The organism is Amycolatopsis xylanica, assembly GCF_900107045.1.
Lineage (GTDB): Bacteria > Actinomycetota > Actinomycetes > Mycobacteriales > Pseudonocardiaceae > Amycolatopsis > Amycolatopsis xylanica.
Window position 1 is genome coordinate 1,311,740 of record NZ_FNON01000001.1, and the last position, 21,141, is coordinate 1,332,880.

The following is a 21,141-nucleotide window of genomic DNA, read 5'->3' on the forward strand; positions in this document are numbered from 1 at the left end:
GCACTTTGACCCAGCACCACCTGTCGACAGATGGCACAAGCCCAGCGCACGCCCAGCCACGCCGCCAAGGAACCAGGCGGGTCTCGAACGTTGACGAGGGCCGAAAATGCGTGTTCGGACGGCTATGGGAGCCGGGATCCCCCAGGAGGAGCCGAACCCCTTCCGAGAGCTGTTTCATGCATAATTGCCATTATGCAGCAATCGGCGGGTGGTTCGGCCAAAACTGTCGGTGGTGTCGGGTACAAGATCCACATGAGGGTTCTCGACGCCCAGCAAGCGTTCTTCGCCGCCCGCCGTCCCCGCAAGGACTCGCCCCACACCACCGACGCCTACCGCCGGGATCTGGCGGGCATCACTTCCCTACTGGTCGCCGAGACCGGTATCGAGACCGATCAACTCACCATCGGCGACCTCACGGCGCCCGCCTTGCGTGACGCGTTCGGCGCCTTCGCGGACGACCACGCGAAAAGCTCCGTGCTGCGGGCTTGGTCGACCTGGAACCAGTTCCTGACCTTCTGCGTGTCGGACGGTCTGCTCGCCGGTAACCCGATGGGCGCCGTCGCGCGGCCGAAGACTCCTCCCCTCTCCCCCAAGCCGCTCAGGGGTGAGGACACGCCGGAGCGGTTGCTCGCGGCCGCCGCGGGCGGGGCCAGGAAGGCGCGGGATCCGTGGCCGGAGCGCGACGTGCTGGTGATCGCGCTGGGCCTGGTCGCCGGGCTGCGGTCGGCCGAGATGCGGACGCTGAGCGCTCGGTCGCTGGTCGGGCGGTCCGGGGAGATGCGGCTGCACGTACACGGGAAGGGCAGCCGGGACCGGTCGATCCCGGTCGAGCCGGTGATGGAGAAGATCATCCAGAACTACCTGGACTCGTGCCGGAAGCGGTTCCCGCATCAGCGGTTCGGGCCGTCGACGCCGTTGCTGCGGGACCGGGCGGGTGAGCCGATCGGGCGTGGAGCGCTGGAGTACCTGGTGAAGTCCTGTTACCGATGGGCCGGGCTGCATGACCGGGTGCCGGTGGGTGCGAATCTGCACGCGCTCCGGCACACTTTCGCGACGCGGCTGGCCGAGGACGGCGCGACGGCGTCGGAGATCATGGCGTTGCTGGGGCACGCGAGCCTGGCGACGAGTCAGAACTACATCGAGGCGACGGGCCGGGAGCAGCGTGCGGCGGTCGCGAGCAACCGGACCTACCGCGCGCTGGACACGCTGTGACGGCGGGATAAAGCGGGCTTTATCCCGCCGTGGGATAAAGCCCGCTTTATCACCGGATCTGCTCGAGGTCCTTGGCGGTGCGGGCGATGTCCTCGGCGAGCTTGCGGAGTTCGTCGATCTCGGCGCCGTCTTCGGCGGCCGTGACGATGTCCTCCGCGGCGCAGCGGAGCTGGAAGATCTTGTCCTGGAGGTCGGCGATCTCGGTGTCGGAGAGCACGACGGCGTCTTCGGGCAGGCCTGTGCGCTGGACGGCGGCGCGGCGTTCGTAGGCGCGCTGGCGGCAGGATTGGCCGCAGTAGCGTCGCCGCCGGCCGCGGTTGGCGCCTTCGGGGAGCCTGCGTCCGCACCAGCCGCAGTGTGCGGGCACGGCGGATCGGCGGAGTACCGCGGGTAGCTCATCCGGCAGCTCGGCGACGTCGCTCACGGAGTCGACGATAACCGGCCATGGGTTGCTCACGCCGAGGCCACGCCGAAAGGGCAAACTAGGGGGCGTGGTAGCTACTCACGCGTATCTCGCGTCTCCTTGTCCTCGTGCGTTCGCGCACCGCGGGTGGCATCTGGGTGAGCTGGAGGGGATGGAGAACTCGCTGTCGGCGTTCCGGCGTGCGGTGGCCGAGGGCTACCGGTACGTGGAGACCGATGTGCACGCCACGTCGGATGGTGTGGTGGTCGTGCATCACGATGATCTGCTGGATCGGACGACGGATGGGTCGGGGCCGATCAGTGGGCAGACTTGGGCGCAGCTTCGTGGGGTGAAGGTGGGTGGCCGTGAGCAGATCTCGCGGTTGGAGGATGTGCTCGAGGAGCTTCCCGACGCGCATTTCAACATCGATGTGAAGTCGGCGGGCGCGGTGGAGCCGTTCGTGCGTGCGGTGGAGCGGGTCGGTGCGTTCGATCGGGTGGCGGCGGCGTCGTTCTCGGATGGGCGGCTGGCGCGGTTGCGGCGGTTGGCGGGTCCGCGGCTGGTGACGTCGATGGGGCCGGGTGCGGTGGCGGCGTTGTGGGCGAACGGGCATGTGCGGCCGTTGCCGCTGCGGTTCCTGGTGCGGGGCGCGATGGCGCAGGTGCCGGTGCGGCAGGGGCGGTTGACGGTGGTGCAGAAGGCGTTCATCGCGGCGGCGAACCGTGCGGGGGTCGAGGTGCACACGTGGACGATCGATGATGCCGATCAGATGCGGGAGCTGCTGGATCTGGGTGTGCACGGGATCGTCACGGACCGGCCGGATCTGCTGCGTGAGGTGTTGACGGAGCGGGGTTGCTGGAACGCCGCTTAGCGCGCTGGGTGAGGCCGTCGAGGATGATCTCGATGCCGAGTTCGAAGTAGGCGTCGTCATTCCCGACGTCGTCGGCTGTGGTGTTGAGCATGTGGGCGGCGAGCAGGCGGGCGATGCCTTGGGTGTCGTGTTCGGTGAAGCCGGCGCCGCGGAGGATGCGCTGGGTGGTTTCGATGTGGGCGCGCCGGTGGGGGCCGGTGGGCGGGCGTTCGCGCAGGAGCGCGGCGGCGTCTCGGTGGGTGCGGAGCAGTGCGCGGAATTGGCGGAGTCCGCTGGCGAGCTGGGCGCACCATGGGAGCGTTTCGTCGATGGTGAAGGCGTCGGCGCAGATGGCTTCGGCGACGAGGTCGAGTAGTTCGTCCTTGTTCTTGACGTGCCAGTAGAGCGTGGGTGATTGGACGCCGAGTTTGGTGGCGAGTCGGCGGGTGGTGAGTTCGGCGAGGCCTGCTTCGTTGAGGAGTTCGACCGCGGCTTGGGTGATCAGCTGCTGGTCGAGCTGTGGTTTGCGGCCCATGGTGCGTACTTTATCAGTGATAGAGTGGCTCTATCGTTGATAGGTAACTGCGCTGGGGGGCGTCTTGACCAGGGGAATCTCGCTTTTCGTGTGCTGGTGTTCCGTGGTGTTCACGGTGGGCACGGCGCTGCAGAACTTCGTGATCGTGGATCTGGCGATGCTGGAGCACACGATGCGGCTGGCGGGTGCTCCCCCGGCCGACGCGGCCGGGTTTCTCACCGGGTTCCGGCTGGTGGGCTGGGTGTTCATCGTGGGTAACGCGCTGGGGGTGCTGGCGCTGACGCGGCGCCGGTGGGTGTTGTGGCTGGTCGTGGTGGTGAACTTGGGCCAGGCGGCCGGTGTGTTCGCGATCCGGCCCGTGGTGTTCCGGGCGATGTACGAGCTGTACGGGCCGGTGGGGTTGCTGCCGAGTGTCGTGACCGATGGCGGCGCCGTGGTGCTGCTGGTGGTGTTGGCGACGTGGTGGGTTCGTGCCCGTCGGCGGCTCCCGGTCGGGTGAGCGAGAGCCGCCGTGGCGCGGTCATCGCCGGTACGGGCGCAGTGCGGTGCGGAGGTCTTCGATGACGAGATCGGGTTCTTCCAAGGCCGCGAAGTGGCCGCCGCGGTCGAACTCGGTCCAGCGGACGATGGTGTTGTTCTCTTCGGCGATGCGCCGGATCGGGGTGTTGATGTCGTGCGGGAAGACGGCGACGGCGGTCGGCACGGTGGAGGGTGCGTCGCGTTTGCCCCAGCTGTCGGCGCTGTCGCGGTAGTAGCGCGCGGAGGAGCCGGCGGTCTCGTTGAGCCAGTAGATCATCACGTTGGTGAGGAGCGCGTCGCGGTCGACGGCGTCTTCGGGGGCGTCGACGGAGTCGGTCCAGTCTTTGAAGCGTTCGGCGATCCAGGCGAGCTGGCCGACGGGTGAGTCGGTGAGGGCGTAGGCGAGGCTCTGCGGGCGGCTGGACTGGAGCATGCCGTAGGCGCCGAGTTCGTACTGGTAGCGGTAGCCCTTCTCGACGCAGCTTTTCTCGGCGGGGTCGGAGAAGTCGGCGTTTTCGGCGGTGACGCGGGCGTCGAAGAGCTGGGTGAGGTGCAGTGCGACGACGTGCTCGGGGTCGATGAGGCCGAGTTCGCGGGTGATGACGGAGCCCATGTCGCCGCCGTGTGCGGCGTAGCGGTCGTAGCCGAGGCGGCGCATGAGCTCGGCCCAGACGGGGGCGACGCGCTGGGGATTCCAGCCGCCGGGGGTGCGGCCGGAGAAGCCGAAGCCGGGGATGGTGGGGATGACGAGGTGGAACGCGTCGGCGGCGTCTCCCCCGTGTGCGACGGGGTCGGTGAGCGGCTCGATGACGTCGAGGAATTCGACGATGGAGCCGGGCCAGCCGTGGGTGAGCACGAGCGGGAGCGCGGTGGGTTCGGCGGAGCGGATGTGCAGGAAGTGCACGTCGTGGCCGTCGATCTCGGTGCGGAACTGCGGGTGGGCGTTGAGGGCGGCTTCCTGGGCGCGCCAGTCGTAGGTGGTGCGCCAGTACTCGGTGAGTTCGCGGGTGTAGGCGAGCGGGATGCCGTGTGACCAGCCGACGCCGTCCGCTTCGTCGGGCCAGCGGGTGTTGTCGAGGCGGCGGGCGAGGTCGTCGAGCTGAGCCTGCGGGATGTCGATGCGGAAGGGGCGGATCTCTTCGTTGGTCATGCTGCAAGCTTAGAAAGAGAGGCGGACAGCTTCCGTCCTCCTTTTCCGGCAGACTGAGATTCATGTTGGAGACTTCGGCGCGGCTGCTCCGGTTGCTGACGTTGCTGCAGACCCGGCGTGAGTGGCCGGGCGCGGAGCTGGCGGAGCGGCTCGGGGTGAGCACGCGGACGGTGCGGCGGGACGTCGACAAGCTGCGGGAGCTGGAGTATCCGGTGCACGCGGGTACCGGGCCGGGTGCGGCGTATTGGCTGGGTGCCGGTGCGGCACTCCCCCCGTTGCTGCTCGATGACGACGAGGCGGTGGCGGTCGCGGTGGCGTTGCGGACGGCGGCCGGTGGCGGGGTTTCGGGGATCGGTGAGACGGCGCTGGGTGCGCTGGTGAAGCTGGAGCAGGTGTTGCCGTCGCGGTTGCGGCATCGGATCTCGGCGTTGCAGATCGCGACGATCGCTTCGGCGGGTCCCGGGGTGGACGCGGATGTGCTGACGGCGGTGGCGATGGCGTGCCGTGATCGGCAGGAGCTGCGGTTCGGCTATCGCAAGCACGACGGGGCGGAGTCGGTGCGGCGGGTGGAGCCGTATCGGCTGGTGTCGTGGGGGCGGCGCTGGTATCTGGTGGCGTGGGACGCCGAGCGGGCGGATTGGCGGAGTTTCCGGGTGGACCGGATGTCTCCGCGTATCCCGCTCGGGCCGCGGTTCACGCCGAGGGAGCCGCCGTCGGATCCGGCGACGTTCGTCTCGCGGGGTGTGGCCGAGGCATGGCAGGCGCGGGTCCGGGTGCGGTTGTTCGCGCCTGCGGAGGTGGTGCGTGAGCGGATGTGGGGTTTGCACGGCACGCTCGAGCCGGTGGACGGGCACAGCTGCCTGCTGCACCTGGGTGCGGAGTCGCCGCGGATGCTGGCGTTCTTGCTGGCGGTGCTGGACGCCGACTTCGTGGTCGAGTCCCCCGCCGGGCTCGGCGACCATCTCACGCTGGTCGCCGAGCGTTATCGGCGTGCGGCCGAGTCTTCGGCCTGAACCCGGGATAAAGCCCGCTTTATCCCGCGGAGTTAAGCGGGCTTTATCCCTGGTTCAGCGTGGGGGTTTGCCGGACCAGGCGGCGTCCCAGGTCTTGGGGCCGAGCAGTCCGGAGTCCTTGATGTCGTTGGCGCGCTGGAGTGCGAGGACGGCGTCGCGGGTCTTTTCGTAGTAGCAGCCGGTGCCTGCGAAGCCGTAGCCGTAGGCGTTCATGCGGAGCTGGAAGGTCTTGAGGCCTTCGGCGCAGGCGCCGTAGTCGTAGACGACGCCGGGCCAGGCTGGCTTGGGGCCGCCGGGTGCCGGCACGGGTGGTGAGGGTTGGCCGCCTCCCCCGATGTAGGCGGATTCGCCGTAGGTGGGGACGCGTTTGGTGCGGGCGTCGCCGTCGGCGGCGAGGCCGAGCATGGTGGCGCATTGCCAGGGTTGCCAGCCGCGCATGCGGTAGAGGTAGAGGGCGCGGTAGTCCTGCTCGGCGGGGGCGGCGAGGTCGGGGCGGCCTTGGCCGCCGACGCTCTGCCAGGTGGCGAGGTTGAACTGGTAGGCGCCGAAGTAGCCGTTGCCGGTGTTGATGTTGTAGCGGCCGCTGGACTCGCACATCCGGAGCTTCGCCCATGCCGTGCTCGCCGGGTCGGCGGCGGCGGTGCCGGGGACGGTGAGCGGCAGGCAGAGCGCCGCGAGGACCGTCACTACGGTACGGAGCCGGAATCTGGACATAAGGGCACAATAAGTAATGTCCCCTTTGGACACAAGGGCCCCAGGCGAAACATCAGTCTCACATGACACGGACGTGAAACGGCGCAGCGACACGCCCATAACGGAGGTCACCCGCGCTTCGGCGCGTCGGGCTGTGTGCCAGTACGCTCCCCCGGACCGCACCGCCTGACGAGCACCGGAGCCGTTCGAATGACCACTGTGGACACCCGGCGGCGCCTGCATCGGGGCTGGTATTTCTACGACTGGGCGAACTCGCCGTTCTACTCGTCGGTGACGACGGTGTTCGGCGCGCTGTACATGAGCTACGTGGCGGCCAACGCGGCGAAGGCCGACACCGCGACGAACGGGCCGTCGCCGTGCCGGGACGACGCCGGCGTCGAGAACACGCTGCAGCACTGCGACATCAGCCTGTTCGGGCTGCACTTCCCGGCGGGTTCGCTGTGGGGTTACCTGATTTCGGCGGCGACCGTGCTGCAGGTGCTGGTGCTGCCGGTCACCGGGGCGATCGCCGACCGCAGCCGGGATAAGAAGCGGATCCTCGGCTGGTTCGCGCTGCTGGGCGCGGTGTGCTCGGGCGCGATGTTCCTGGTCGAGGGCACGGGCTGGCAGCTCGGGGTGGTGCTGTTCCTCATCGCGAACCTCGGCTATGGCGGCTCGCTGGTCGTCTACTACTCGTTCCTGCCCGATATCGCGGGGCCGGACGAGCGGGACGCGGTGTCGGCGCGGGGCTGGGCGTTCGGGTATCTCGGTGGCGGGCTGGCGCTGCTGCTGCAGCTGGTCCTGTTCTTGGCGCACGGGAAGCTCGGGATCAGCCAGGACATGGCGATCCGGATCGCGTTCCTGACCTCGGGGATCTGGTGGGCGGTGTTCACGATCATCCCGCTGCGCGTGCTGCCCGCCCGCGGTGGCGCGCATGAGCTGCCCGCCGAGGGGTCGGTGCTGCGTGCCGGGTTCACCGAGCTGCGGCAGACGGTGCGCGAGGCGAAGGGGTATCCGCTGACGCTGGCGTTCCTGGGCTGCTTCCTGGTCTTCACCGACGGGATCTCGACGGTGGTCGCGGTGTCGGCGCAGTACGGCAAGGACGAGCTGAAGTTCTCCAACCAGGTGCTGATCGTGACGGTGCTGCTGATCCAGTTCGTCGCGTACTTCGGCGGAATGCTGCACGGGCTGGTGGCGCGGCGGTTCGGCGCGAAGAAGACGATTCTGGGCAGCCTGGTGGTGTGGGTGCTGGTGATCGGGTTCGCGTACACGGTGCACGCGGGTGACCAGGTCGGGTTCTACGGGGTCGCGGTCGGGATCGGGCTGGTGCTCGGCGGGACGAACGCGTTGTCGCGCTCCCTGTTCGCGCAGATGATCCCGGCGGGCAAGGAGGCGCAGTACTTCTCGCTCTACAACGTCGGCGAGCGCGGCACGTCGTGGCTGGGGCCGCTGGTGTTCGCCGGGATCGGGCAGGCGACCGGCTCGTTCCGGCTGGCGATCGTGGCGCTGACGGCGTTCTTCGTGATCGGGTTCGTGCTCACCTGGTTCGTGCCGGTGCGCCGGGCGATCACGGCCGCCGGGAACCGTCCTCCCGCCGTGCTGTGAGCTGCCGATAGGGTCGGGCGTCGTGACCGTACTCTCCGATAGCGACTCCGAACCCGCCGATGCGCTCTCGGTGCCGGTGGCAGGCTCCCGTCGCGGCGCCCCGATCGTGGGGAAACTGAAGTTCTGCTACGGCCCGATGGACTGCGGGAAGTCGACGCTCGCGCTGCAGATCGACCACAACCACGCGCGTCAGGGCCGCCGGGGGCTGCTGCTGGTCCGGCATGACCGCTCCGGCGCGCCGCAGATCTCCAGCCGGATCGGGATCACCCGGCAGGCGACGGAGGTCGGCACCGACACCGATCTGCGCGAGCTGGTGCGCGAGCGGTGGTCGCGGGGGCTGCACGTGGACTACCTGATCGTGGACGAGGCGCAATTCCTCTCCCCCGATCAGGTGGATCAGCTCGCCGAGCTGGCCGATGACGTCCAGATCGACGTGTATTGCTTCGGGATCGCCACGGACTTCCGCAGCGAGCTGTTCCCCGGGGCGCGGCGGCTGTTCGAGCTCGCCGACGAGTTGCAGCCCGTGCAGGTGGAGGTGTTGTGCTGGTGTGGTCTGCCCGGCCGGTTCAACGCGCGTGTCCGTGACGGAGAGGTACTTCGTGACGGTGACACTGTTGTGGTTGCGGATACGGAACCCTCTGTAGTTGAAAGTTCACCAGTATCACCGTTAGGTGCGGAAGTAACTACCGTACGTTACAAGGTATTATGTCGCCGCCATTTCCGGGTTGGCGACCTCGGTCCCGTGATGGGCCAACACGGTCAGTTACGACTGACCTGAATGGGCTCCCCAATAGCCCGTATGGGGGATATCACCATGAAGAACCCCCTAAGCGCGTCACGCGAGGCCGCGAAAACCGTCCTACTGGAGGAAGCTGTTGCCGACGGGTGGTGCAGCTCATCGTGAGCAATGACATGCTGCTCCGGGAATCTCCGGAACCGCTCGTTCGTTGCATAGGGTGAGCACCGCCCAGGCTCCACCCGGAGCCGACTGAAAGGACCCATCATGGCCGACCGTGTACTCCGTGGAAGCCGGCTGGGAGCGGTCAGCTACGAGACCGACCGCAATCACGACCTCGCGCCGCGGCGCACCGTGCGCTACGCATGCCCCAAGAACCACGAGTTCGAGGTGCCGTTCTCCGACGACGCCGAGATCCCGGCCGTCTGGGAGTGCCGCTTGCACGGCAGCGAGTCTGAGATCGTCGACGGCGGACAGCCGGAGCAGAAGAAGGTCAAGCCCCCGAGGACCCACTGGGACATGCTGCTCGAGCGTCGTTCCATCCCGGAGCTCGAAGACCTGCTCAACGAACGTCTCGCCGAGCTCAAGGGTCGCCGGACGACCCGCTCGGCCTAAGTCGAGCCCAGGCGGCCCCTGGCGACACCGCGGAATCTCCCGAGTACAACCCGGTACGAGGGAGATCCCGCGGCACCGCCAGGAACCGCCTGGATCTCGACTGTCGTAGCTGACGGACCTCCCGCCACCAAGCCGAAGCACCCTCGCGACCTCCCCCCGCGAGGGTGCTTCTTTCTATGTCCAGGGTTGGCTGCGCGCCCGACGTGACAAGGGTGGCCCTTGTCACCTCTAGCGTTACAAGGGCCGCCCTTGTTCCCCACCGAAACTCGCGCGCCGGCCGGTGCTGCCGGGTGACTGCTCGCCCTCAACAGTGCCTGGCCCGCTGGTTAGGTCCCTGGTCATGTGCCAGGGCCGCCCCCACGCAAAGCCAGGGAGCCCCGGTTCCCTGCAGTGCTGGATACCCCGGTACCGGCCGACGCGCCACGAGCGTCCCACGGAGCACCGACAGTTTCGGGCCCGCTCGGCGCGCTAGAGCCCTTCCCGGGCGTGGCGAAGCAGGTCGCGCTCTGCGGCGTTCCCGGCGAGGTCGATCGCCCGGTCGTAGGCCTCGGCCGCCTCGGGCACCCGGTCCAGGCGGCGCAGCAGATCAGCGCGCACGGCGTGCAGCAGGTGGTACTTCGGCAAGTCCAGCCCGTCGACCAAGGCGAGCGCCGCGGCCGGGCCGTCGACCTCGGCGACCGCGATCGCGCGGTTGAGCGCCACCACCGGCGTCGGGGTGAACGCCAGCAGCTGGTCGTAGAGCGCGACGATCTGGCGCCAGTCGGTCGGCGGGTCGCTGTGCACGGCGTTGATCGCCGCCTGGATCTGATACGGCCCCGGCTCGCCACGCGCGAGGCAGCCACGCACGAGTGACTGGCCCTCCGCGATCAGCTCGCGGTCCCACAGCGTCGTGTCCTGGTCGGCCAGCAGCACCGGTGAGCCGTCGGCGGCGGTGCGGGCGGGCGCGCGGGAGGAGATGAGCAGCATCAGCGCCAGCAAGCCGTCGATCTCGGGTTCGCCCGGCATCAGCTCGGCGAGCAGCCTGGTGAGCCGGATCGCTTCGGCGCAGAGGTCTTCGCGGATCAGCGCCGGGCCCGAGCTGGCCGTGTAGCCCTCGTTGAAGATCAGGTAGAGCACGGCCAGCACCGCGCGCAGCCGTTCCGGCAGTTCGGCCTCGGGCGGCACCCGGTACGGGATGCCCGCGTCGCGGATCTTCGTCTTGGCGCGCACGAGGCGCTGGGCCATCGTCGGCTCCGGCACCAGGAACGCGCGCGCGATCTCGGCCGTGGTGAGCCCGCCGAGCAGCCGGAGCGTCAGCGCGACGCGCACCGGCATCGCCAGCGCCGGATGACAGCAGGTGAAGATCAGGCGGAGCCGGTCGTCACCGACGGGCTCCCGCTCCCCCGGTTCCTCGCGGGCGTGCAGCAGTGCCGCTTCGGCGTGCCGGTCCTCGCGGGAGGATTCGCGCCGGAGACGGTCGATGGCGCGGTTGCGGGCCGTGGTGATGATCCACCCGGCCGGACTCGGCGGCAGGCCGTCAGCGGGCCAGCGGGCGGCCGCGACGGCGAACGCCTCGGCGACGGCGTCCTCGGCGATGTCGAGGTCACCGAAGACACGCACGAGCACCGCGATCGCGCGGCCGTGTTCCTCGCGGAACACCCGCTCGATCTCACGCACCGGCGAACGGCCGCACTTCGATCGGCAGCGGGGCGAGCACGGCGGCGAGCTTGCGCGCCCAGTCCAGCGCCGCGTCGAGATCGGCGGCCTCGATCACGGTGAAGCCGCCGATGAACTCCTTGGCCTCGGTGTACGGGCCGTCGGTCGCCAGCACCTCACCGCCTGCGGCCTTGACCACGGTGCTCGCCGACGGCGGCTGCAGCCCAGCGGCGAACACCCACGCGCCCGCCGCCTTCATCTCGTCGTTGAGCGCCTCGAGTTCCCGCATGACCTCACCGAGATCCTCGGGCGGCGGACCGTCCGGCTGGTGGATCGCGAGCAGGTACCGCGGCATCAGTTCCGCTTGAACAGCGACTTCAGCTGGGCGTAGCGGCGCTTGACGCCCCACGCGCCGACGCGGAGCATCGCCTCGCGCACGATCGAGCCGCTCATCTTCGACTGGCCGATCTCGCGCTCGGTGAAGGTGATCGGCACCTCGACCACCTCGAACCCGGCGAGCAGGGTGCGGTAGGCGAGGTCGATCTGGAAGCAGTAGCCGTGCGAGGCGATCTCGTCGAGCGCGAGCTTCTCGAGCACCTCGCGGCGGTACGCCCGGAACCCGGCGGTGATGTCGTTGATCCGCCACACACCCAGCGCCAGGCGCGAGTACAGGTTGCCGCCACGCGAGATGAGCTGCCGCGAGAGCGGCCAGTTGACCGTGGTGCCGCCGGTGACGTAGCGCGAGCCGATCACCAGGTCGGTGTCGCCGAGCGCGTCGAGCAGGCGCGGAAGGTCCTCCGGCGCGTGCGAGCCGTCGGCATCCATCTCGACGATCGTCTGGTAGTCACGGGCCAGTCCCCAGCGGAACCCGGCGACGTAGGCGGCGCCCAGGCCCGCCTTCTCCGTGCGGTGCAGCACGTGCACCCGCTCGTCGTTCTTGGCGAACTCGTCGGCGAGGTCACCGGTGCCGTCGGGACTGCCGTCGTCGACGACGAGCGCGTGCACCTTCGGTAAGGCTTCGAGCAGCCGGCGCAAGATCGGGCCGATGTTCTCCCGCTCGTTGTAGGTCGGGATCACCACCAGCACCGGATCGATTCCCTGGGCCCCCCGCGGCGCCTGCGCCATCAGTTCTTTCCTTCCCTCGGCGGGTCGCCCGCCGCGGATCTAGTCGGTTCCGGCGCCGTCGCGCCGCGTGCGCCGCGTCCACAATGGACTACGGAGCACGCACCCGGCGAGCACCCCTGCCACTGCCAGGCCCACGAGTCCGTACTCCGTCAACGCACCCAATTGATCCGACAGCGTAGTCTGCCGCCGCAGCGGCACTCGCTCGACCAGCGAGGCGGCCGTGAAAAGGTCGGTTGACCTGGCGATTGTCCCGTCCGGCCTGACGATCGCGCTGACCCCGCTGGTGGCCGAGACCACCGCGGCGCGGCCGTGTTCGACCGCGCGCAGCCGCGACATCGCCAGCTGCTGGTAGCTCATCTCCCCCGGCCCGTACCAGGCGTTGTTGGTCGGCACGAGCAGCACTTCGGCGCCACCGGCGACACTGGCGCGGCCGGGGCCGTCGAACGCGGTCTCGTAGCAGATGAACACGCCGACCTTGGTGCCCGCGACACTGAGCGCGCTGTTGGAGCCGTCGCCGGGTTTGACGTCGGCCATGTTGTCCACGAACGGGGTCACCAGGCGGGCGACCTCACGGGAGGGGACGTACTCGCCGAACGGGACCAGGTGCACCTTGGCGTAGCGCTGCCCGGGCCCGGTGCGCGGATCCCACACGATCGCCGAGTTCTGCGAGCCGTCCGGGCCGGTGCGGTCGAGCGTCCCGATGATCGCCGGTGCGCCGAACTCGCCGATGAGCTGGTCGAGCACGAGGTCGTTCTGCTTGAGGTAGGTCGCGGTCTCCGGCCAGACCAGCAGGTCGGGCTTGGGCGCCTTGCCCGCGCGGATGTCGGCGAGCAGGCGCCGGGTCTCGGCGAGGTGGTTGTCGCGCAGCTCGTCGCGGCGGCCTTCGAGCGCGAGGCCGATGTCGGGCGCGTTGCCCTGCACGGTCGCGACGGTCAGCTCGCCGTCCTGGGCGTCGGTGCCGATCGTGGGCCACAGCGCCATGCCCGCGGTCAGCGGCACGATGACGAACGCGAGCGAGCGGCGGTCTTCGAGCGCCTTGGCCAGCCCGAAGCCGGTGAGCACGACGGCGAGGCCGACCAGCGGCGCGCCGCCGATCGAGGCCAACGGCGTGAACGCGCCCTCGGGCTGGCTGAACGCGACGCGTCCCCAGGGGAAGCCGCCGAACGGGAACCAGGTGCGCGGGGTTTCGGTCGCGATGAAGACGAGCGCGGACCAGAACGGGCCGCCCGGCAGTTTCGACACGACGGTGATCAGGCCGCCGGCTAGTCCGCTGTAGCAGGCGAGCGCGGCGGACAGGCCGATCCACGGCCACGGGCCGAAGTCGGGGCCGAGGAAGTCGAGCAGCCACGTCAGCAGCGGCAGGTAGAAGGCGAAGCCGAAGAGGAAGCCGTACCCGAAGCCACCGCGGAACCGCCTGGCCTTGACGACGAGCGCGAGCCCGGTGAAGGCGAGCGGCGCGAGCCACCACAGCGGACGCGGCGCGTAGCTGAGGTAGAGCACGAACCCCGAGGCCGCGGCCGCGGCGAAGCGGACCGCCCAGGCACGGGAGAACCGGCGCCGCTTGGCCGGCGCCACGGCATCTTCGATCACGCGCCGAACTTTAGGCGGTCAAGGACTCGTGAGCGTTCCGGGCACCCGGGGCCCGGCGGACTCGCCCCAGACGTACGGGATAAAGCGGGCTTTATCCCGAAGTGGAGTAAAGCCCGCTTTATCCCGGGCCACCCTGCTGTCAGGCCTCGTAGATGACGCGGCCGGCGCGGACCGTGCGCAGGCAGGTCGGGAGCGGGGCGTTGTCGTCGAGCTTGGGCAGGGGCGGGACACCGGCGCGGGGGTCGGTCGACCAGCGCTGGACGCGGGAGTCGGCGGTGGCGACCACGAGGTCGGGGGCGTCCCAGACGGCGTAGTGGGCAGGTGCGCCGGGGACCAGCGCGCCGGTCAGGCCGTCGTTGATCCCGGCCGCGCGGTGGCCGCCTCGGGTGTGCGCGGTGAACGACGCGCGCGCCGACAGCCCGGAGCCCGGGGTGCGGTGATAGGTGCCGGCGCGCACGCTCGCCCACGGGTCGAGCGGGGTCACCGGGGCGTCCGAGCCGAACGCGAGTACCACGCCCTCCGAGGCGAGCATCGCGAACGGGTTCAGCGCGGCCGCGCGCTCGCCGAGCCGGGTGGCGTACATGCCGTCCGTGCCGCCCCAGGCGGCGTCGAACTGCGGCTGCATCGACCCCGCGACACCCCACGACGCCAGGGCACCGGCCTGCTCGGGGGTGACCATCTCCAGGTGTTCGAGACGGTGGTGACTCGACGCCAGTGCGCGCTGCCCGACGGACTTCTCGGCGATACGGAAGCCTTCGACGACCTCGGCGACCGCCGCGTCGCCGATGACGTGGAAACCCGCCTGCAGACCGGCGTCGGTGCAGGCCGCGAGGTGGTCGCCGATCGCGGCGGCGTCGAGGTAAAGCGCGCCAGAGGTCGACGGTGCGTCGGTATAGGGCGCGCAGAGTGCCGCGGTTCGGGAGCCGATGGCGCCGTCGACGAACAGGTCACCCGCCAGTCCGCGCACGCCGAGGCGGCGCGCGGTGTCGATCGCGCCGTGCTCGCCCCAGTAGGCCACGACCTCGGGGCCGTCGGCGAGCGCGAGGAGGTCGAGCAGGTCCTGCTCGCCGGAGATGTCGGGCCCGGCGCATTCGTGGACGCTGACGATGCCGCGCGACGCGGCGGTGTCGAGGAACGCGCGCTGGGCGCGGGCGCGCTGCGTCGGGGTGATCGCCGCGCGCATCGCCTCGCGGACGCGGTGGTGGGCTTCGCGGGTGAGCGGGCCGTCGGGCGACCAGCCGTCGGCGGCACGGGCTTCGGGCGTGACCAGCGCGCTCGACACCAGCGCCGAGTGCACGTCGACGCGGCTGAGGTAGACGGGCACGTCCCCGGCGGCGGCGTCGAGTTCGGCCCGGCTGGGCAGGCGGGGGTTCGTCCACCGCGACTCGTCCCAGCCGTGGGCGATGAGCACCTCGCCGGGACCGGCGGCGTCGCGGACGGCCGCCAGCAGGCCCGCGGCGTCGCGGACCGTGGTGAGGTCGAGGCCGGTGTGGTGCAGGCCGGTCGCGGTGGCGTGCACGTGGGCGTCGACGAAGGCGGGCGCGACGAACGCGCCGTCGAGGTCGACGATCTCGGCGCCGGGGTGCAGCGCGCGGGCAGGCGCGTCCTGGCCGACCCAGACGATGGTGCCGCCGGTGATCGCCATGGCGGTGGCGTCGGGGGAACCGGGGGTGTAGACGCGGCCGCCGAGCAGGAGCGTGGTGCTGTCTTCCGTCACTCCCGAGAGTCTTCCAGGCGGCCGAGCTGACACTGTCCCGCGCTGCGTGATCACGACTCGGACGATAATATTTACGCCGAGCTGACGGTATGACAGGATATTTTTACGTTTTCCCGACGACTAGGAGCAACAGTGACTGCGATCCAGGAACCTGTCGCGATAGCCGCCGACGCTCAGGAACAGCCGTACGAGTACCGGCGGACCGAGTTGGTGGAACCCGACTGGCGCCGATTCCCCGGCTGGAGTGACGTGACCGAGGCCCAGTGGCGTGACGCCCAGTGGCAGCGGGTGCACTGCGTCCGCAACATCAAGCAGCTCAAGGCGCTCATGGGCGACCTGCTCGAGGAGCGCTTCTACGACGACCTGCTCGCCGACCAGCGCGAGATGGCGACCATGTCGATGTTGCTGCCCCCGCAGATGCTCAACACGATGGCGCCGCAGGCCGGTTCCGACCCGGTGAAGGTCACCGAAGCGTTCTACGCCGACCCGATCCGCCGCTACATGATGCCCGTGCGCAGCGACCGTGACAGCGTGTGGCCCAACCACCCGCACTCCGAGCGCGACTCCCTGCACGAGGCCGAGATGTGGGTGGTCGAGGGCCTGACCCACCGCTACCCCACCAAGGTGCTGGCCGAGATGATCTCGACCTGCCCCCAGTACTGCGGCCACTGCACCCGGATGGACCTCGTCGGGAACTCGACCGAGCAGATCGACAAGCACAAGCTCTCGCTCAAGCCGGTCGACCGCCAGGACGCGATGATCGACTACCTCAAGAAGACCCCCGGCGTGCGTGACGTGGTCGTCTCCGGCGGCGACGTGGCCAACGTCCCGTGGCCGCAGCTCGAGTCGTTCCTCATGCGCCTGATGGACATCGAGACCGTCCGCGACATCCGCCTCGCCACCAAGGCGCTCGCCGGCCTGCCCCAGCACTGGCTGCAGCCGAAGGTCGTCGAAGGCCTCGAGCGCGTCGCCGTAACCGCGCAGCGCCGCGGCGTCAACCTCGCGATCCACACCCACGTCAACCACGCCCAGTCGGTCACCCCGCTGGTCGCCGAGGCCGCCCAGACCGCGCTGAACGTCGGCGTCCGCGACGTCCGCAACCAGGGCGTGCTCATGCGCGGCGTCAACGCGACCCCCGCGCAGCTGCTCGACCTGTGCTTCGCGCTGCAGGGCGAGGCGAACATCCTGCCGTACTACTTCTATATGTGCGACATGATCCCCAACGCCGAGCACTGGCGCGTTTCGGTGCAGGAGGCGCAGGACCTGCAGCACGCGATCATGGGCTACCTGCCCGGCTACGCGACTCCGCGCATCGTGTGCGACGTGCCCTACGTCGGCAAGCGCTGGGTGCACCAGCTCGCCGAATACGACCGCGAGCGCGGCATCTCCTACTGGACCAAGAACTACCTGACCAGCGTCGACCGGGAAAACATCAGCGACCCCTCCGAGGCGCTGCAGCAGCGCTATCCCTACTACGACCCGATCTCCACGCTGCCCGAAGCCGGCCGCCAGTGGTGGGCCGAGCACAGTAGCTGACCGGCGCTGTATCCGGTCCCGAGAGCCACGGATCCGCGGCTCTCGGGACCGGGTCACTCGTGTTTCAGTTGCGCAGAGCCGTCGGCGACAGCTGGCAGCTCGGGTCACCAGGACCGAGCTTGTCGAAGACGAATTTCATCCCCGTGTCACCCCGGCCTCGGCTGTAACCGCCACCGGTGAGCGTGTGCCAGTTGCCGTCCTGGATGCCCGAATACGTGTACCGCACGGTCGTCGGCGCGGTGGCGCCGTCCTGCCAGTGCACGTCGGCCTGGTTCCCGCCGTGCTGCGAGCCCTTGTTGATGCGGTATTCGACCGAGTAGATGTAGTCGGCGCGGCCCTTCACCGGCTCCCGGTAGATGATCCGCAGCGTGCCGGTGAACCCGCCAGCCGAGCACGACGGCGTGTACGTCACGGTCTGCTGCTCCGACGCCGAAGCCATCGGCGCGGCCAGCGTCCCCGCCGCGGCCGTCGCGGCCACCCCCGCCGCGAGGCCCTTCCAGTTGATCATGGTTCCCCTCCGTGTCAGAACTGCCTGTCGACGCTGAACCTTGCCGCGTGGCCCGCCCAGATTCCGCCCAGGCAAACCGGTCGATCTCGCCTGGGCGGGCCCCATGACCCGCCCAGCCTCGCGGCGTCACGCCTTTTCGTGCTCCACCACCACGTCGTAGAGCGCCGGGCTCGCGCTGACGAAGCCCGGCACGCCACGCATCGCCGCCTGGAAGGCCGGGTCGGCGATCGCGTTCTGGTAGGCCTCCGCGCTGTCCCAGTGCGCGACGTTGATCAGCTGGAACCGTGAGTCCGAGAGCCTGGCCCGGTGCAGGCGGAAGTCCCGGAAGCCCGGCGTGGTGGTCGTGAGCATCGCCCGCTCCCGCCACTGCACGATGAAGGCGTCCACCTCGGCGGCGGGCAGCTCGATGACATTGATGAAGGTGACTTCTTCTTTTTCAACCATGGTTGAATTCTGGAACCTCGACCGCACTGGAGGTCAAGGGCGGCGCGGAGGCCTGCGGAGGATGCGCTCGATGTGGTTCATCGCCTCACGCCCCTCGGGGATGCGCTGCATGAGCCAGTTGTGGAACATACCGGGGTATTCGTGGTAGTCGAGGTCGATCCCCGCGGCCACGGCACGCTCGGCGAAACGCCGGGCGTCGGGCAGCAGCAGGTCGCGCGTGCCGATGAAGACACTGAACGGGCCCAGCCCCTCGAGATCGGCGTAGAGCGGGCTGATGCGCGGGTCGTGCGGGTCGGCTCCCTCGGCGTACATCCGGCCCGCCTCGCGCAGGCCGTCGATGCCGAGCATCGGGTCGTGCTCGTCGAGCACCACGGAGATCGGGTCGGCCAGCGTGACGTCGAGCCACGGTGAGTACAGCAGCAGCCGCTCGGGCTGAGGCCTGCCGTGTTCGCGCAGGTGCTGGGCGATCGCCAGGGCGAGCGCGCCGCCCGCGGAGTCGCCCGAGATCACCCGCCGATGCGGCGGCTCGGCCGCGGTCAGCGACTCGTACGCCTCCTGGACCATCGGCAGCGTGGCGGTGTGGTCGTGATGCGGGGTCAGCGGATAGACGGGCAGCGTCACCGTGCAGCCCAGCCGGGTGACCAGCTCGGCCCCATGGCGCCAGTGATGCTTCTCGATCTGCTCGACGTAACCGCCGCCGTGGAGATGGAACACGTGCGGCCCGTCGCCTGCGCCCGAGCGGGGACGCAGGGTGTAGCAAGGAAAACCACGCACCTCGCGCCGCTCGATCGCGCAGGACCGCCGGATCCGGCGCGGCGGGCGGGCCATCGACGGGCGCTGATGGCGCCGGAGGCGGTGATGCAACGCCCGCGCGTCGTCGTAGAAGGGTTTCTGCCCGGTCGCCCGGAGCATGCCCATCACCAGCCGGGCCCGCACGCTGACCACATCGGCTCCTTTCCGTCACCACGGTGGTAGCCGCGCCGGACGGACCCCAAACGTCGCCGCCATTCGGCCCGTTTCAGCCGCGCGCGGCGGGGTAGACCGGTCCGGAGCCCGGCCACGGGGCCGGTGGAGAGGAGAACCTGTGTCGCCCAGCAACGTTTTCGTGATCGGTCTCGACGACGGGAACCGCGCGGTGCTCGAGCGATTGCCGATGGCGGAGTCCTGCCGGTTCCACGGTGTGCTCACCCCGGACGAGCTCCAGCACGGCGACATCGACTTCGAGAAGCTGCTGACGAAGGCCGAGCAGGAACTCGACGGCTTCGACGGCACGGTCGACGCGATCGTGAGCTTCTGGGACTTCCCCGCCGCCACCCTGGTCCCGCTGCTCTGCCGCCGCCGCGGCCTGCCCAGTGTCCCGCTCGAAGCCGTGCTCAAATGCGAGCACAAGTACTGGAGCAGACTCGAACAGCGCGCGGTCATCGACGAGCTTCCCGCCTTCGGCATCGTCGACCTCGACGACCCGCGGCGGCCCGAGGGCGTCGACTTCCCGCTCTGGCTCAAGCCGGTGAAGTCGTTCTCGTCCGAACTCGCGTTCAAAGTGACCGACGAGCGCGAACTCGACGAGGCCATCGCCGAGATCCGGGACGGGATCGACCGCGTCGGCGAGCCGTTCGACTACGTGCTGCGCCAAGTCGACCCGCCTGCCGAGATCCGCGAAGTCGGCGGAGCCGCCTGCCTGGCCGAAGGCGCGCTGCACGGTGTCCAGGCCGCGATCGAGGGCTACATGCTCGACGGCGAAGTGCACGTCTACGGCGCGCTCGACTCCATCAACTACCCCGGCAGCTCGTCCTTCCTGCGCCACCAGTACCCCTCACAGCTCGACGAGGCCGTGATCGGGCGGATGGCGGACGTGGCCAAACGGGTGATCGCCCACATCGGGTTCGAGCACGCCACGTTCAGCATCGAATTCTTCTGCGACCCCGACACCGGGCAAGTGTGCCTGCTCGAGATCAACCCCCGGCACTCCCAGTCCCACGCCGAACTGTTCGAATCCGTGGACGGGATCGCCAACCACGAGATCATGGTCAGCCTCGGACTCGGCCGCACCCCGCACGACCGGCGCGAACGGCAAGGTCCCTACGAGATCGCCGCCAAGTGGTACCTGCGCCGCTTCGAGGACGGCCTGGTCACCCGCGTGCCCAGCGCCGACGAGATCGCCGAGATCGAAGCGCGCATCGACGGCACCCGCATCATCGTCATGCCCCAAGCCGGGCAACGGCTTTCGGACCTGCCCGAACAGGACAGCTACAGCTTCGAGCTCGCGCAGATGTTCGTCGCGGGCAGCTCCGAAGCGGACATACGCCGCAAATACGAAGCCTGCGTCGACGCGCTCCGGTTCGAATTCTCCTGAATCGGGGTACCCGGCGCGCCATGACGACCAACGATCCCCGCCTGACCGGGGGCGCCTGGCGCGACGGCCTCGACGATGACGTCGTCGAGGCCGTCGGCGCGATGACCGAAGCGCTGGAGGCGGCCGAAGTCGCCCGCGGGCACCTGTTCGCCTTCCACCGGCTCATCGGGACCACCGACTTCACGCTGGAGAAGGCCATCGGCAAACTCCGCGAAGCCGGGCACCCCGACCTCGCGCGCCGCCTCACCGACGAGCTGCTCGGCCGCAACGTCCTGCCGGGACGGTGGACGTTCCAGATCGTCGAGGAGTACGACGAGACCTACCACTCGGTCTTCCGCGAGCTGGAGGCCGAAGTCCGCAAGCTCACCCACGACGTCCCGCACGTGCACGAGGCCGACCTCAAACGACAGCGCCGGACGGCGGGCCGTCCCGGCCACGAGGCGACCCCCGGATCACCGGCTTAAGCACCGGGACCCGTGGTTTCGGCTCAGGAAAGCCGGGTATCCGCGTCCCGCGTCAAACAGCCGGCGTTCGTTTCGGGCGTGAAAGGCGAGGTGAGACGCATGGACCTGGATTTCGACGGCACGTTGACGCGCAAGCTGCGTGACTACGTGCGGCTGACCGCCGAAGCGCTCGGCGTGGTCGGGGACAGCTGGTTCGTCTCGCCCGAGCGGCCGTGCGACGCCTACCTCGCGCTCGACGGCAGGCTCGGCGGGCACGACGTCGCGCTGTTGTGGAGCGAGACGCGGGGATGGAGCCTCGCCGCCGAAACGGGCGACGGTGACCGGGTCGTAGCCCGTCTGGACGGCGACCCGGTGCCGGAGGTGGGCGTCGTCGCCGCGTGGGTTCGGCGGCAGTTGCGGGCAGAACGCCCACTGGCCGTTTGAGCGCGCGGACGCCCG

23 protein-coding genes are annotated in these 21,141 nt (G+C 69.5%); 11 read left to right on the plus strand and 12 right to left on the minus strand.

Going from position 1 to position 21,141, the window contains the following annotated elements; genetic code table 11:
* The first annotated feature begins 252 nt into the window (after nucleotides 1-252).
* Nucleotides 253-1,212, plus strand: coding sequence for a tyrosine-type recombinase/integrase (locus tag BLV57_RS05800; protein ID WP_176968502.1), 960 nt, complete (start codon nucleotides 253-255; stop codon nucleotides 1,210-1,212).
* Between the two features lie 49 nt (nucleotides 1,213-1,261).
* Here BLV57_RS05800 and BLV57_RS05805 read toward each other — a convergent pair whose 3' ends face one another.
* The gene (locus BLV57_RS05805; protein WP_091287459.1) at nucleotides 1,262-1,636 is read right to left on the minus strand and encodes a hypothetical protein; all 375 of its coding nucleotides are present in this window, start codon (nucleotides 1,634-1,636) and stop codon (nucleotides 1,262-1,264) included.
* A gap of 67 nt (nucleotides 1,637-1,703) precedes the next feature.
* Here BLV57_RS05805 and BLV57_RS05810 point away from each other — a divergent pair, with 67 nt between their 5' ends.
* Nucleotides 1,704-2,486, plus strand: coding sequence for a glycerophosphodiester phosphodiesterase family protein (locus tag BLV57_RS05810; RefSeq protein ID WP_091287462.1), 783 nt, complete (start codon nucleotides 1,704-1,706; stop codon nucleotides 2,484-2,486).
* Here BLV57_RS05810 and BLV57_RS05815 read toward each other — a convergent pair.
* A complete protein-coding gene (locus BLV57_RS05815; RefSeq protein WP_091287464.1) occupies nucleotides 2,422-3,000 on the minus strand; it encodes a TetR/AcrR family transcriptional regulator C-terminal domain-containing protein in 579 nt (192 codons plus the stop codon). The two genes, BLV57_RS05810 and BLV57_RS05815, sit on opposite strands and share 65 nt — an antisense overlap.
* 103 nt (nucleotides 3,001-3,103) lie before the next feature.
* Here BLV57_RS05815 and BLV57_RS05820 point away from each other — a divergent pair, with 103 nt between their 5' ends.
* On the plus strand, nucleotides 3,104-3,499 hold the full coding sequence (locus BLV57_RS05820) for a hypothetical protein (protein WP_245757166.1): 396 nt from the start codon (nucleotides 3,104-3,106) through the stop codon (nucleotides 3,497-3,499).
* A gap of 21 nt (nucleotides 3,500-3,520) precedes the next feature.
* On the opposite strand, the gene BLV57_RS05825 is transcribed toward BLV57_RS05820, so the two are convergent.
* Nucleotides 3,521-4,669 carry an epoxide hydrolase family protein gene (locus BLV57_RS05825; protein WP_091287467.1) on the minus strand — a complete coding sequence of 383 codons (1,149 nt, stop codon included), beginning with the start codon at nucleotides 4,667-4,669 and terminating at the stop codon, nucleotides 3,521-3,523.
* A 62-nt stretch (nucleotides 4,670-4,731) separates the two neighbouring features.
* Here BLV57_RS05825 and BLV57_RS05830 point away from each other — a divergent pair, with 62 nt between their 5' ends.
* Nucleotides 4,732-5,682 carry a helix-turn-helix transcriptional regulator gene (locus tag BLV57_RS05830; protein ID WP_091287469.1) on the plus strand — a complete coding sequence of 317 codons (951 nt, stop codon included), beginning with the start codon at nucleotides 4,732-4,734 and terminating at the stop codon, nucleotides 5,680-5,682.
* 54 nt (nucleotides 5,683-5,736) lie between these two features.
* Here BLV57_RS05830 and BLV57_RS05835 read toward each other — a convergent pair whose 3' ends face one another.
* Nucleotides 5,737-6,396, minus strand: a complete 660-nt coding sequence (locus tag BLV57_RS05835; protein ID WP_091287471.1) for a transglycosylase family protein — start codon at nucleotides 6,394-6,396, stop codon at nucleotides 5,737-5,739.
* A 189-nt stretch (nucleotides 6,397-6,585) separates the two neighbouring features.
* Between BLV57_RS05835 and BLV57_RS05840 the strand changes: the two genes are divergently transcribed.
* The 3 genes from BLV57_RS05840 to BLV57_RS05850 all read left to right on the plus strand — a co-directional run bounded on the left by BLV57_RS05840 (nucleotide 6,586) and on the right by BLV57_RS05850 (nucleotide 9,331).
* Nucleotides 6,586-7,980 carry an MFS transporter gene (locus BLV57_RS05840; protein WP_091287472.1) on the plus strand — a complete coding sequence of 465 codons (1,395 nt, stop codon included), beginning with the start codon at nucleotides 6,586-6,588 and terminating at the stop codon, nucleotides 7,978-7,980.
* 22 nt (nucleotides 7,981-8,002) lie between these two features.
* Nucleotides 8,003-8,758 carry a thymidine kinase gene (locus BLV57_RS05845; protein ID WP_176968503.1) on the plus strand — a complete coding sequence of 252 codons (756 nt, stop codon included), beginning with the start codon at nucleotides 8,003-8,005 and terminating at the stop codon, nucleotides 8,756-8,758.
* Between the two features lie 225 nt (nucleotides 8,759-8,983).
* Entirely contained in the window at nucleotides 8,984-9,331 is a 348-nt protein-coding gene (locus BLV57_RS05850) for an RNA polymerase-binding protein RbpA (RefSeq protein WP_091287474.1), read from the plus strand.
* A gap of 468 nt (nucleotides 9,332-9,799) precedes the next feature.
* On the opposite strand, the gene BLV57_RS05855 is transcribed toward BLV57_RS05850, so the two are convergent.
* From BLV57_RS05855 to BLV57_RS05875, 5 genes are all read right to left on the minus strand, one after another.
* Nucleotides 9,800-10,987 (minus strand): RNA polymerase sigma factor, encoded by a 1,188-nt coding sequence (locus tag BLV57_RS05855; RefSeq protein ID WP_091287475.1) that lies wholly within the window; start codon nucleotides 10,985-10,987, stop codon nucleotides 9,800-9,802.
* Complete coding sequence (locus BLV57_RS05860) at nucleotides 10,980-11,321, minus strand: YciI family protein (RefSeq protein WP_091287477.1); 342 nt, start codon at nucleotides 11,319-11,321, stop codon at nucleotides 10,980-10,982. Before BLV57_RS05860 ends, BLV57_RS05855 begins: the two co-directional genes overlap by 8 nt.
* Complete coding sequence (locus BLV57_RS05865; protein ID WP_091287478.1) at nucleotides 11,321-12,091, minus strand: polyprenol monophosphomannose synthase; 771 nt, start codon at nucleotides 12,089-12,091, stop codon at nucleotides 11,321-11,323. Before BLV57_RS05865 ends, BLV57_RS05860 begins: the two co-directional genes overlap by 1 nt.
* Nucleotides 12,092-12,130: 39 nt before the next feature.
* Complete coding sequence (gene lnt, locus BLV57_RS05870; RefSeq protein ID WP_091287480.1) at nucleotides 12,131-13,681, minus strand: apolipoprotein N-acyltransferase; 1,551 nt, start codon at nucleotides 13,679-13,681, stop codon at nucleotides 12,131-12,133.
* 139 nt (nucleotides 13,682-13,820) lie between these two features.
* Nucleotides 13,821-15,398 carry an amidohydrolase gene (locus BLV57_RS05875; RefSeq protein ID WP_091287482.1) on the minus strand — a complete coding sequence of 526 codons (1,578 nt, stop codon included), beginning with the start codon at nucleotides 15,396-15,398 and terminating at the stop codon, nucleotides 13,821-13,823.
* Nucleotides 15,399-15,530: 132 nt separating this feature from the next.
* Between BLV57_RS05875 and BLV57_RS05880 the strand changes: the two genes are divergently transcribed.
* Nucleotides 15,531-16,934: a KamA family radical SAM protein gene (locus BLV57_RS05880; RefSeq protein WP_176968504.1), complete on the plus strand. Its 1,404-nt coding sequence runs from the start codon at nucleotides 15,531-15,533 to the stop codon at nucleotides 16,932-16,934.
* Between the two features lie 64 nt (nucleotides 16,935-16,998).
* Here the strand turns inward: BLV57_RS05880 and BLV57_RS05885 are convergent, their stop codons facing one another.
* The 3 genes from BLV57_RS05885 to BLV57_RS05895 form a co-directional block, all read right to left on the minus strand.
* On the minus strand, nucleotides 16,999-17,442 hold the full coding sequence (locus tag BLV57_RS05885; protein WP_091287483.1) for a hypothetical protein: 444 nt from the start codon (nucleotides 17,440-17,442) through the stop codon (nucleotides 16,999-17,001).
* Nucleotides 17,443-17,568: 126 nt separating this feature from the next.
* Complete coding sequence (locus BLV57_RS05890) at nucleotides 17,569-17,886, minus strand: antibiotic biosynthesis monooxygenase family protein (RefSeq protein WP_091287485.1); 318 nt, start codon at nucleotides 17,884-17,886, stop codon at nucleotides 17,569-17,571.
* 33 nt (nucleotides 17,887-17,919) lie between these two features.
* The gene (locus tag BLV57_RS05895; protein ID WP_091287486.1) at nucleotides 17,920-18,831 is read right to left on the minus strand and encodes an alpha/beta hydrolase; all 912 of its coding nucleotides are present in this window, start codon (nucleotides 18,829-18,831) and stop codon (nucleotides 17,920-17,922) included.
* 139 nt (nucleotides 18,832-18,970) lie between these two features.
* Between BLV57_RS05895 and BLV57_RS05900 the strand changes: the two genes are divergently transcribed.
* From BLV57_RS05900 to BLV57_RS05910, 3 genes are all read left to right on the plus strand, one after another.
* Nucleotides 18,971-20,239, plus strand: a complete 1,269-nt coding sequence (locus tag BLV57_RS05900; protein WP_245757167.1) for an ATP-grasp domain-containing protein — start codon at nucleotides 18,971-18,973, stop codon at nucleotides 20,237-20,239.
* A gap of 20 nt (nucleotides 20,240-20,259) precedes the next feature.
* The gene (locus BLV57_RS05905; RefSeq protein ID WP_091287488.1) at nucleotides 20,260-20,703 is read left to right on the plus strand and encodes a hypothetical protein; all 444 of its coding nucleotides are present in this window, start codon (nucleotides 20,260-20,262) and stop codon (nucleotides 20,701-20,703) included.
* A 99-nt stretch (nucleotides 20,704-20,802) separates the two neighbouring features.
* On the plus strand, nucleotides 20,803-21,126 hold the full coding sequence (locus tag BLV57_RS05910) for a DUF6292 family protein (RefSeq protein ID WP_091287489.1): 324 nt from the start codon (nucleotides 20,803-20,805) through the stop codon (nucleotides 21,124-21,126).
* The last annotated feature ends 15 nt before the right edge of the window (nucleotides 21,127-21,141 follow it).